The organism is Nocardioides sp., assembly GCF_034670285.1.
Lineage (GTDB): Bacteria > Actinomycetota > Actinomycetes > Propionibacteriales > Nocardioidaceae > Nocardioides.
Genome location: NZ_JAXMNS010000086.1, coordinates 1 through 10871 on the forward strand (window position 1 = coordinate 1; position 10871 = coordinate 10871).

The window sequence follows — 10871 nt, forward strand, 5'->3', positions numbered from 1 at the left end:
TCTCGGGCGATCCTGGTGCCCGAGGCGGGTCATTTCCTGCAGGTGGAGCAGCCGGACGTCGTCAACGCGCACATTTCGACGTTTCTGAGAGAAACCTGAAACCGCAGGTCAGCGCGTCGTATTGAGTCACATCGGTGTCCGGACTTGTCCGGACACCGCCTTCTCGCTGGCCTCAGGAGCCCCGGCCACCCCAAGATCGTCCTCGAAGCACCAACGCGGTCCGGGGACCACCGCAGGGGGATGACACCACCGTGGTTCCCGCCCCGGGCCGCGGCGGCTTCAAGCGGCTGGGGGGCGGCGACATCTCGGGGTCGCCGTCTGCCGCCCGCTGCTCGGCTAGGCCGTCGCAGTGGTCGCCCGATGGCGCGCAGCAGGCCGCGGAGCGACCTTCTGCCCCACGCGCAGGAACGACCCGGTGCGCTCGGAACCGAGCACGGAGGTCGGCACGCCGTCGGTCACGACGGAGCGACCTGAGATCAGCACCCGACGCACGCAGGCGTCGTTGCGGTTGACCATCCGCGAGAGTCCGCCGAACTGCTCGACGGGGCTCTCGTGGTAGTCGTCGAGGTCGGAGTCGAGGTGCGCCGGGTCGAGGACGACCAGGTCGGCGCGGTCGCCGACGCGCAGGTGGCCGGCGTCCACGCCGTACCAGTCGGCCAGCTCGCCGGTGAGGCGGTGGACGGCGTGCTCCATCGTCATGAAGGGCTTGCCCGCGAGCTCGGCGTCGTGGGCGTGGCGCAGGAAGCGCAGGCCCATGTTGTAGAACGCCATGTTGCGCAGGTGGGCGCCGGCGTCGGAGAAGCCCATCTGGACGCCGGGCTCGACGGCGATCTTCTTCAGCAGCTCGGGGCGGTGGTTGGAGATCGTGGTGCGCCAGCGGATGTCGGTGCCGTGCTCGAGGACGAGGTCGAGGAACGCGTCGACCGGGTGCAGCCCGCCGCGCTCCTGCCCGACGGCGCCGAAGGACTTGCCGACGATCGAGGCATCGGGGCACTCGACGATCTCGGCGTCGAAGAAGTCGCGGTGCCAGACCCGAGGCCCCCACTTGCTCTCGTAGTCCTTGCGGAACTGGCGGCGATAATCCTCGTCGCGCAGCAGCTCGTCGCGCGCGAGGGCATCGGCGAGGTGCAGCGCGGCAGCGCCGGTGCCGAACTCCTCGAAGATGACCAGGTCGATGCCGTCGGCGTACACCTCGAAGGGCACCGGGAGGTGCTGCCAGCGGAAGTCGCCGCCGAGCTTGTTGATCGCCCGTGCCAGCGGCCCCATGCCGTGGATGACGGCCGGGATCGCCTTGATGTCGGCGGCCGAGAGCAGGCTCGTCTTGAGCTGCGGACGTCCGACGCCGAGCGAGCTGAGCGCCTGCGAGACCAGGCTCTGCGGGTGGGTGATGTCGGGGCCGGACTGCAGCACCCGGGCGCGCTTGCGCAGGATCGAGTTGAGTCGGCGCAGCTCGCGGGTGCGGGCGTACGTCGAGGGCAGGGTGCGCGAGCGGCACACCTCGCCGTCGAGCTTGTCGAAGAGCAGCTGCTGCGAGGACATTCCCAGCAGGCCGGCGTCGAGCGCCTCGGTGAGCATGGACTCCATCGTGGCCTGCTCGACCGCGCTGGGCTTCTCCTCGGGGCGGGTGGCGCGGTCGAGGCCCATCGTGGCCGCGCGCATGTCGGAGTGCCCGATGAACGCCGCCAGGTTGGGACCGAGCGGCAGGTCCTCGAGAGCGGCGACGTACTGCGCTGCCGTCCGCCAGGTCTTGTGCTGCTCGACGGCGTCGATGACGTGCTGACGGGGGATCGCCTCGACGCGGCCGAAGATGTCGCCGGCGTCGACGGCGTCGAGGTGGATCGTCGACAGCGAGCAGGAGCCGATCATGATCGTGGTGACTCCGTGGCGCACCGACTCGGGCAGGCCCGGACCGTCGAGCACCTCGATGTCGTAGTGCGTGTGGATGTCGACCATGCCCGGCAGCACCCACTGCCCGGCGGCGTCGATGACCTCGGTGTCGGGCCCCGGGGTGAGGGGGCCGGAGGTGATCGTGGTGACGACGCCGTCCACGATGCCGAGGTTGCGGAGGGCCGAGGCCGAGCCGGTGCCGTCGAACCAGCGGCCGCCGTTGATGATGGTGTCGTAGGTCACTCGCCCATGGAACCGCGCTGCTTGACGCGCGTCAAGAGTAGTTGCGCGTTTGCTGGACAGGTGTCTGATCGCTGGGTCAGGATGCAGTCATGGAGCCCCCTGAATTTCCCGAGCTCGCCTGCTACGGACTCGCGGGCCACTCCGCCACGCCTCGGGACCTCCTCGACGAGGTCGCGCTCGCCGAGCGCCTGGGTCTCGGGTCGGTCTTCCTCTCCGAGCGCTTCAACGTCAAGGACGCCGCCGTCATGGCCGGCGCGGCAGCCGCGGCGTCGTCCCGCATCGGCATTGCCACCGCCGCCACCAACCACAACACCCGGCACCCGCTGGTGACCGCGACGATGGCCACGACGATGCACCGGCTCTCGGGAGGTCGCTACGCGCTCGGCCTGGGTCGCGGCTTCGACGTCCTCTTCGACCTGATGGGGATCAAGCGCGTCACGGGGGCCCAGCTCGAGGACGCCATCGGCATCCTGCGCACCCTCTGGTCCGGCGGGTCGGTCGCGGGACACGAGGGGCCCGCCGGCAGCTATCCCTACCTGAGTCAGGACAGCTCGTTCGACGAGCACATCCCGGTGCTGATGATGGCGATCGGCGACAAGACCCTCGAGCTCGCCGGTCGGGTCGCCGACGGGGTCGTGCTCCACACCTTCATGTCGGACGAGACCGTACGACGCTCGGTCGAGGTGGTGCGCAACGCCGCGGCCGACGCGGGTCGCGACCCGGCGTCGATCCGGGTCTGGTCGGTCCTCGGGACGGTGACCGACGAGGTGCCCGAGGAGCTGCGCCTGCGCAAGCTCGTGGGCCGGCTGGCGACCTACCTGCAGGGCTACGGCGAGGTGCTCGTGCGCACCAACGGCTGGAGCCTCGCCGACCTCGAACGCTTCCGCACCGACGACCTGGTGGTCGGCTACCCCGGCGCGTTCGACGCCGTCGGCACCGTCGACGACCTCACCCACCTGCGCGACCACGTGCTGCCCGCCGAGTGGCTGGCGGCCTCGGCCACCGGCTCACCCGCCGACTGCGCCGCACGGATCGCTGACCAGCTCGACGCCGGCGCGGACAGCGTCGTCCTGCACGGGGCGACCCCCACCGAGCTCGTGCCGGTGCTGGACGCCTGGCGAGGTCTGCGAGGGATCCGGCCCGCAGACCGGGGTCTCGACGACCTGCCCGCCAATCCAGGATGGATGTCCCGATGAGCACCTCCGACCAGGAAGTCCCGATCGTCTCCGAGCCCGAGGACCTGACCCCGGAGTGGCTCACGGCCGCTCTGGGACGGCAGGTGGACGGCGTCGAGCGCGAGCAGGTCGGCACCGGCCAGATCGGCACCTGCTTCCGGCTCACGCTCACCGGCGACTCCGCCCTCCCGGAGACCGTGCTGGCCAAGCTGCCCGCCGCGGACCCGGCGGCGCGCGCGCTGGTGATCGGCGCCTACGCGATCGAGCTGCGCTTCTACCGGGAGATCGCCCCGACGGTCGCCATCAAGGTGCCGATCGTGCACCACCAGGCGATCGACGAGGCGACCGGCGCCTTCACCCTGCTGATGGAGGACCTCGCTCCCGCAGTGCAGGGTGACCAGGTCGCCGGCTGCACGCCCGAGCAGGCGCGGGACGCGGCGATCAACCTCGCCGGGCTGCACGGGCCACGCTGGTGCGACCCGACCCTGGCCGACGTCGAGGGGCTCACGATTCAGGGCCCGGACGACGCCGCGCTGCTGGCGGAGTTCTACGGTCCGGCGCTCGAGATCTTCGTCGACGGACTCGGACACCGGCTCGAGTCGGCCACGATCGAGACGCTGCGCCAGACGCTCGACCTCGCCGAGGCCTGGACCCTGGGTCGAAGCGAGAGGTTCGGGCTGGTGCACGGTGACTACCGACTCGACAACCTGATGTTCGACCCGCGCGACGGTGCAGTGACCGCCGTCGACTGGCAGACCCTCTCGCTCGGGCTGCCCGCTCGTGACCTCGCCTTCCTCGCCGGGACCGGCCTGTCGGTCGAGCACCGCCGCACGAGCGACGAGGACGTCGTCACGGCCTACCACGCAGCCCTGCTGGGCCACGGGGTCAGCGACTACAGCCTCGAGCTCGCCTTCGAGGACTATCGGTTCGCGATGATGCAGGGGGCGCTCATCGCGGTCTTCGGCTGCGCCTACGGCACTCGCACCGAGCGGGGCGACACGATGTTCGCAGCCATGGTCAACCGCTCGTGCGCCGCCATGCGCGACCTCGGCACCCTCGACCTGGTGGGGGAGTCGGCATGAGCACGTCGACGTACGGCGGCTTCTTCGAGGCGTCCGACCTCACCGACGCCGAGGTCGACGAGATCGAGGCACGCTTCGTGCCGGTCGCCGACGACCTGCGACGCCTCGGCACGCTCGCGATCGGCTCGGAGGTCGGGGACGACGAGGTGTCCCGGGCGCGCGAGCACCTCGCCGCCGCGGCCGACCTGCTCGGCCGGAAGTGCCGAGAGACGCCGTCGGGGGTGCAGCACAACGCCACCGGACGCTCCTGGCAGTGGGGCAACGCCGTGATCGGGCGCCGCAACCCGGTGGCGCCACCCATGACGGTCGAGCGTCATGCCGACGGCTCAACCTCAGCGGCACTCTTCCTCGGCAACGGCTACGAGGGCCCGCCGACGATGGTGCACGGAGGTGTCAGCGCGCTGCTCCTCGACCACCTGATGGGGGTGACCGCGAGCTCGATGAAGAAGCTCACGATGACCGGCACCCTCCAGCTGCGCTACACCCGTCCGCTGCCGCTGGGTGACGTCTGGCTCGCGGGTCGGATCGTCTCCGACACCGGCCGCAAGGTCACGGTGACCGCCGAGATCGGTGGCGCCGACGGGGCGGCCGTCGAGGCCGAGGGGCTCTTCATCGTGCCGAGCTGGTCGGTCGCGCCGGACGGCGACAGGTAGCGCAGGCCCTCTATCCTCATGACGCCCGGCTCGGACCGCAGCCGAGGCGCCGACGTCCGGAAGGCCTCGCCCGTGCTGCACCACCGCCACGTCAGGCCCGCGTCGCTGGCCTTCCTGCTCGGTGCGGCGCTCGTGCTGTGGCCCTCGCCTGCTCAGGCGCACGGGATCGGAGAGGCCTCCGACCGCAGCATCCTCGGCTTCGTCCCGCTCGGCATCGAGCACATGCTGCTCGGCTGGGACCACCTGCTCTTCATCGCCGGCATCGCGCTCGTCTCCGACACGCTCCGCCGCGCAGCCACGCTGATCACCGGCTTCGTGATCGGCCACTCCAGCACCCTCATCCTCGCCACCGTGGCCGAGTGGCAGGTCGATGCGCGCCTCGTCGACACGGTCATCGCCGGCAGCGTGGTCGTCGTCGGGGTCGTCGCGCTGCGCGGCCGTGCGCCCGACTGGACCGTTTTCGGTGCGGTGGTCGTCGGCTTCGGGCTCGTGCACGGGCTCGGGCTCTCCACCCGCCTCCAGGAGGTCGGCCTGCCCCACGAGGGGCTCCTGTGGCGGGCGGTGGCCTTCAACGTGGGGGTCGAGATCGGCCAGCTGACCGCGATCGGTGCGCTGGCGGTGCTGGTGGCGCTCGCCCGCGTGCTGCTGGGCGAGCGGCGTCTCCCGGGCGTGGCTCGCGACGTCGCGGGGATCGGTCTCATCGTGGGTGGGATCGCCGCCGCGGCCCTGGTGCTCCTCGACGATCCCGAGGAGCGGGAGACGATCGTCTCGGTCCCGGTCGGGTCGGTCCCGATCGGGTCGGACTGTGTCGTCGAGGAGCGCACGCAGTCGCTCCCCGCCGGCGACGCGCACGCCTCTCGTCGGTTCTACGAGCCGGACCAGACGACCCCGCTCGACGCCTTCGGGCACATCGTCGGCGACGGCTACGTCGCCGTGCTCTACGCGCCCGACCTGCCGGCCGACGACCTCGACGCCTTGCGCTTCCTGGTCACCACCGAGCCCGCCAAGGGGATGCTGGCGGGGCCCTTCCCCCAGCAGCCGGACGACGACACGGTGCTGGTCGCCGTGACCGGCGACGGGCAGCAGCTCACCTGCTCGGGCCTCGACCTCGAGGCGCTCGATGCCTACGCCGAGGTCTGGCGAGTGACCGGCGGCCGGGGCTAGCCGAACGTCAGGCCGTAGCGCTCGATGAGCGGCGCCGTAGCCTCGTGGTCGGCCTCGCACCCGTAGGGCGCGATCAGCCGCTCGAGGTCGACGTCGTCGCCGGCCTGGTCGATCGCGCGGAAGGCTTCCTCGAGGCCACCGGGCGTGATCAGCTCGAGCAGGCGCGCGGGCTCGTCTGCGGCGTTGAAGAAGGTGTGCCACTCGTTGCGCGGCTTGAAGACGAGGTCGCCCACCTCGGCGACGTGCTCCTCGCCGTCGGCGACGAACCAGACCCGGCCCTCGAGGATGAGGCTGAGCTCGTCCTCGTGGGCATGCCGGTGCATCGGGGCGGCGATCGAGCGAGGGGCGAGGAGGTGCTCGACGACGCCGAGATGTCCGCCCCAGTCCTTGGAGTCGACGAGGAAGCGGTCGCGGCACCCCGCAGGCGGACCGAGGACCTCGCCCTCCCCGGCCCGGATGACTCTCCTGTTCATCGTTCGATTGTGCGCCTGGCTCGACACGTCGTCCAGAGTCGAGGCCGAGGTGTTCGGCCTGCCTGTCAGGATGGCCGGATGCGCCGTGTGGTGGGTCCCCTCCTCGCGCTGACCGTCGCGCTCGTGCTCGCCGACTCGGCGGTGGTGACGCTCGCGCTGCCCGACATCCTGCGCGAGCTCGACACCTCGGTCGCCCAGGTCGCCTGGGTGCTGATCTCCTTCAACCTCGTGCTCGCGATCGCTGCCGTGCCGGCGGCAGTCGCGCTGGCCCGGGTGCGGCCCGCGGTGCCGACGGCGCTCGGCATCGCGGCCTTCGCGGGGGCCTCGGCCTGGTGCGCGGTGGCCGGGTCGATCGACGTGCTCATCGCAGCGCGGTGCGTGCAGGCGCTCGGGGGAGCGGTGGCGGTGGTCGGCTGCCTCGAGCTGCTCGTCGCCCGGTACGACGAACGCCGTGGCATCACCGTCTGGGTCACCGCCGGGGTCGTCGGCACCGCTACCGGCCCGTTCGCCGGCGGCCTGCTCACCGAGCTGATCTCCTGGCAGTCGATCTTCATCGTGCAGGTGCCGGTCGCGGTGCTGGCCGTGCCGGCCGCCCTCGCTGTGGTGGCGATGCCGCTCCCGACGCTCGACCGGCACCGACCCGACGTACGACCCAACGTCACGCTCGCGCTGCTCTCCGCTGCTCTCACTGCGGCGCTCTTCCTGCTGGTGCTGCTGCTCGTCGAGGGATGGAGCCGCTCGCCGGGCATCGCGGCGCTGACGGTGTCGGTCGTGCCGGTGGCGGCCATCGCGGCCGGACCGCTCGCCCGGGCGCTGCGGCCGAGCGACGAGATGGAGGTCGCTGTCGGGTGCTTCCTGATCGCGGGGGGCCTGGTGGGTCTGGCGATCCTGCCGTCGGCGCACCTCGGCTGGACCGTCGCGCCCCAGGCGCTCGTGGGGCTCGGGCTCGGGCTCACGGTCGACCGACTCACCGCCAAGGCCGTGAGCCTGCGACTGCCGCGCATCGAGCACGCCGGCTGGACGATCGGGGCCCGTCACGTCGGCGTCGTCCTCGGGCTCGCCGTGCTGACCCCCGTCTTCACCGCCGACCTCCGTGACGCTCAGGTGCCGGCGCAGGAGGCGATCACCGCGCTGGTGCTCGACGCGCCGCTGCAGCCGCAGGGCAAGATCGCGGTTGCCGAGGCGCTGGGCACCGCCCTGTCGGCGGAGCAGGGCCAGGTGCCCGAGCTGGGGCCGGCCTTCGACCGCATCGACGTGCCGGTCGAGGAGCAGTTCGCGCTGGCCCGGCTCGAGCGGGACCTGGGAGATCAGCTCGAGCGGGCGGCGACGCGGGCCTTCCGTGACTCGTTCCTGCTGGGGGCCGGCTTCGCGCTGCTGGCCCTGCTCGTGGTGGTCGCTCCCCGGAGACGGAGGACCGCGTCGTGAGTCGCCCGCACAGCCTGCGCAGGCTCGCCTTGCCGCTGGTCGCGCTGGTGCTCGTGGCCGGCGTGCTCGGCGTCCAGGTCGCGAACGGTGGCGGCGCCTACGAGCCGCTGCGGCCGGCCGACGCGTGCAGCGAGCAGGTCGTCACCTCGCAGGCCGAGGGCATCGAAGGCCTCACCGAGCAGCTGGTGCTGCTCGCGGTGGCGGACGCCGCCTGCGCGTTGGGGGTCACCCGTGAGGCGCTGACGCTCGAGCTGGCCCGCTCCGGCGCCGTCACCGAAACCCAGGTCGACGCGCTGCGCGAGGGCCTGCGCTCGGTGGTGGCGCAGATGGAGGACGATGGCTCGCTGCCGCTGGCCTCCGAGCTGGTCGACGAGGCGCTCGACTCGGCCGACCTCAACCGCTTCCTCGAGCTCGCCATCCGGGCGCTGCCCGACTCGCTGGTCGACGCGGCGTTGAAGACCGACGACGTGCTCCTGCGCGCGATCGACGACCTCGACCTGCGAGCCCTGTTGAGCAACCTCGACGACCAGGGCGACCTCAACCGTCAGGTCGAGGCCGCGGTGACGCAGGCGGTCAAGGACTCGCTGGTCGACCGGGTGCGCGACATCATCTGATCGACCTCGCCCTCGCGCCTGACCATCGTGAGACCGCCGTGGGATCAGCAGGCGCCGAAGGTCAACTGGAAGTCGGCGTCCACGCAGCCAGGCTCAGTGGCGTCCTGGAGGGTGAGCGTGCCGTCAGCGAGGACCCATCGCCGAACGTCGACGGCGGCCGGCCTGGTGGGCGCCGCGTCGAGGAAGCGGAACGACATGAACCCCTCGTCGATCAGCTGGATCTGGAAGGTGACGTTCTGCGGGGTGCCCTCCGAGACGCCGTAGGCCAGGGGCTCGTCCTGTCCTGACTCGTTCAGCGTCGGGACGAGGCGCAGCCCGGCGCCGTCGACCTGGTAGATGGCGGCGGACCAGCTCTCGCCGCCCCCGCCGATGACCACGATCTCCGCGGTCCCGTCACCGTCGAGGTCCCGGGGCTCGGGGAGGCCCCACTCGGAGGTGTCGGGCAGTGGCTCGCTGAGGATCGCGCCGTCAGCCAGCTGCGCCACGAGGATCCAGTCGCCCTGCTCGCCGACGGCGGGGGAGACGACCTGCACCGTGTCGGGCCGACCGTCGCCATCGACGTCCGCGACGCTCTCCGCCTGGACGACGGGCTCGCCTACCCTGCTGGTCACCGTCGTGCGGGTCACCTCGTCGACCAGCTCACCGTCGGCGCAGTACGGCGCCCGGACCTCGACGACGTGCTTGCCCGGGCCGGACACAGGTGCGACGACGGATCGGCGTGAGCTCTCGGGGTAGGTCACTGAGTAGGTCGACACCTCGCCGCCCGGCTCGCAGCTGACCTCGGCCGCCGGCGACTCGTCGACCACCTCGCCGTCGACGACGACCTCGAGGCTGAGGGGCCCGGCTGCCACGGACTCCCCGTCAGCGCCGGTGTAGGCCGTGGACCTGCCCTCGACCGCGACCTGGATGCGCAGCTGGTCGGAGTACGGCGCCTCGGCAGTGATCGTGACGTTCTGGCCCAGGTCGCCGACGGGTGGTGCCGGGTCGATCTCAGCTGCCTCGGGAAGCAGCTGGGAGAGACCCAGTCCGGCGGCGACCACGGCCGCTGCGGCCACGCCGACACCGGCCATGCGCTTGCGCCGCGTGGCTCGGACCCGGCGCCGGATGTCGGGCATCCGGTCGCCGGCAACGTCGCCGTCGGCCAGCCCGGCCAGCTGGTCGAGAGTGTCGAAGATCGGGTCGCGGTGCTCGGAGCTCATGACTCCTCCCCTTCGGGCTGACCCAGCGCTCGACGCAGGTGGGCCAGGCCCTTGCTCGTGTTGCTCTTCACTGTTCCCGGGGAACAGCCCATGATGGCGGCGGTCTCCGCCTCTGACTGGTCGCACCAGTGGCGCAGCACGACTGCGGCACGCTGTCGCTCGGGCAGGTCACCCAGCGCCTTCAGCAGCGCCTGGCTCTGGGCGATCCCTCCCGCGTGGTCTGGGGAGCCACCGAGGTCCGGCAGCTCGTCCACCGACCACTCGCGATTCTTGTGGCGGCGCCACAGCGAGGTCCGCAGCGACAGCATCACTTTCCGCAGGTAGGCGTCCGGTGCGTCGTAGGTGCGCACCTTGTCCCACCTCGGATAGAGCTTGGCGTACGCCGCCTGGAGGAGGTCCTCGGCGGCATGCAGATTGCCGGTCAGCAGGAACGCGAGTCGCTTGTGCTTCGTCTGGCTGGCGCGGACGTAGGCCTCGAAGTCCACGAGGGGGTCGTCCGCTGCGATCCGGCCGAGCGGCCCGAGGGCCCCGGTCTGCATGTCCATGTCCTGGTACACGCTAGTCCTCCTCACGGGGTTGCCTCGGGCGGCTGGGTTCTTTCAGGCGGTGTCGATCAGCAGGAGCCGCGGACGATCTCGAACGTCTTGGCGCGGCTCACGAGGCAGCCGGGCTCGCCGGTGGCCGAGCGCGTCAAAGTGGTGCCCTCCAGCACCCAGTCGCGCAGCTCCAGCGGTGCCGGAGCCGTGGTCGTGCCCTGCTCGGCGAAGCGGTGGTCGATGAAGCCGTCGTCGTAGCCGGTGGTCCAGTCCGTTCCGTCGTGGGAGAAGGAGGCGAAGAGCGCTCCGGCCGGCGCGCCGTCCACCTGCACGGGCACCAGGCCGTCGCCGGTGTAGCTGAACACGTCGTACCAGGCCGACTCGCCGCCGCCCGCGCCCACGACGACCTCCAGGTCACCG

At 71.6% G+C, this 10871-nt stretch carries 11 protein-coding genes; 6 read left to right on the forward strand and 5 right to left on the reverse strand.

Going from position 1 to position 10871, the window contains the following annotated elements; translation table 11 throughout:
- Positions 1–336: 336 nt before the first annotated feature.
- On the reverse strand, positions 337–2130 hold the full coding sequence (locus tag VOI19_RS06270; RefSeq protein WP_323792100.1) for an N-acyl-D-amino-acid deacylase family protein: 1794 nt from the start codon (positions 2128–2130) through the stop codon (positions 337–339).
- A gap of 89 nt (positions 2131–2219) precedes the next feature.
- Here VOI19_RS06270 and VOI19_RS06275 point away from each other — a divergent pair, with 89 nt between their 5' ends.
- From VOI19_RS06275 to VOI19_RS06290, 4 genes are read left to right on the forward strand one after another with little or no spacing between them, the layout of a single operon-like run.
- The gene (locus VOI19_RS06275; protein ID WP_323792101.1) at positions 2220–3326 is read left to right on the forward strand and encodes a TIGR03857 family LLM class F420-dependent oxidoreductase; all 1107 of its coding nucleotides are present in this window, start codon (positions 2220–2222) and stop codon (positions 3324–3326) included.
- Complete coding sequence (locus tag VOI19_RS06280; protein WP_323792102.1) at positions 3323–4387, forward strand: aminoglycoside phosphotransferase family protein; 1065 nt, start codon at positions 3323–3325, stop codon at positions 4385–4387. Before VOI19_RS06275 ends, VOI19_RS06280 begins: the two co-directional genes overlap by 4 nt.
- Complete coding sequence (locus VOI19_RS06285; protein WP_323792103.1) at positions 4384–5040, forward strand: PaaI family thioesterase; 657 nt, start codon at positions 4384–4386, stop codon at positions 5038–5040. The genes VOI19_RS06280 and VOI19_RS06285 overlap by 4 nt, the downstream gene beginning before the upstream one ends.
- 18 nt (positions 5041–5058) lie before the next feature.
- On the forward strand, positions 5059–6204 hold the full coding sequence (locus VOI19_RS06290; protein ID WP_323792104.1) for a HupE/UreJ family protein: 1146 nt from the start codon (positions 5059–5061) through the stop codon (positions 6202–6204).
- Here VOI19_RS06290 and VOI19_RS06295 read toward each other — a convergent pair.
- On the reverse strand, positions 6201–6677 hold the full coding sequence (locus VOI19_RS06295; protein ID WP_323792105.1) for a cupin domain-containing protein: 477 nt from the start codon (positions 6675–6677) through the stop codon (positions 6201–6203). The two genes, VOI19_RS06290 and VOI19_RS06295, sit on opposite strands and share 4 nt — an antisense overlap.
- A gap of 78 nt (positions 6678–6755) precedes the next feature.
- Here VOI19_RS06295 and VOI19_RS06300 point away from each other — a divergent pair, with 78 nt between their 5' ends.
- Positions 6756–8102, forward strand: a complete 1347-nt coding sequence (locus VOI19_RS06300) for an MFS transporter (RefSeq protein WP_323792106.1) — start codon at positions 6756–6758, stop codon at positions 8100–8102.
- Positions 8099–8716, forward strand: a complete 618-nt coding sequence (locus VOI19_RS06305; protein WP_323792107.1) for a hypothetical protein — start codon at positions 8099–8101, stop codon at positions 8714–8716. The genes VOI19_RS06300 and VOI19_RS06305 overlap by 4 nt, the downstream gene beginning before the upstream one ends.
- A gap of 44 nt (positions 8717–8760) precedes the next feature.
- Here the strand turns inward: VOI19_RS06305 and VOI19_RS06310 are convergent, their stop codons facing one another.
- From VOI19_RS06310 to VOI19_RS06320, 3 genes are all read right to left on the reverse strand, one after another.
- Positions 8761–9915, reverse strand: coding sequence for a VCBS repeat-containing protein (locus VOI19_RS06310; protein WP_323792108.1), 1155 nt, complete (start codon positions 9913–9915; stop codon positions 8761–8763).
- A complete protein-coding gene (locus VOI19_RS06315; RefSeq protein ID WP_323792109.1) occupies positions 9912–10472 on the reverse strand; it encodes a SigE family RNA polymerase sigma factor in 561 nt (186 codons plus the stop codon). Before VOI19_RS06315 ends, VOI19_RS06310 begins: the two co-directional genes overlap by 4 nt.
- A 56-nt stretch (positions 10473–10528) precedes the next feature.
- A partial coding sequence (locus tag VOI19_RS06320; protein ID WP_323792110.1) for a hypothetical protein occupies positions 10529–10871 on the reverse strand: 343 nt, incomplete at its 5' end.

Coding starts and splice junctions, on each gene's coding strand:
- VOI19_RS06275 (WP_323792101.1), top strand. CDS start 2,220: ATGGAGCCCCCTGAATTTCCCGAGCTCGCCTGCTACGGACTCGCGGGC.
- VOI19_RS06280 (WP_323792102.1), top strand. CDS start 3,323: ATGAGCACCTCCGACCAGGAAGTCCCGATCGTCTCCGAGCCCGAGGAC.
- VOI19_RS06285 (WP_323792103.1), top strand. CDS start 4,384: ATGAGCACGTCGACGTACGGCGGCTTCTTCGAGGCGTCCGACCTCACC.
- VOI19_RS06290 (WP_323792104.1), top strand. CDS start 5,059: ATGACGCCCGGCTCGGACCGCAGCCGAGGCGCCGACGTCCGGAAGGCC.
- VOI19_RS06295 (WP_323792105.1), bottom strand. CDS start 6,677: ATGAACAGGAGAGTCATCCGGGCCGGGGAGGGCGAGGTCCTCGGTCCG.
- VOI19_RS06300 (WP_323792106.1), top strand. CDS start 6,756: ATGCGCCGTGTGGTGGGTCCCCTCCTCGCGCTGACCGTCGCGCTCGTG.
- VOI19_RS06310 (WP_323792108.1), bottom strand. CDS start 9,915: ATGAGCTCCGAGCACCGCGACCCGATCTTCGACACTCTCGACCAGCTG.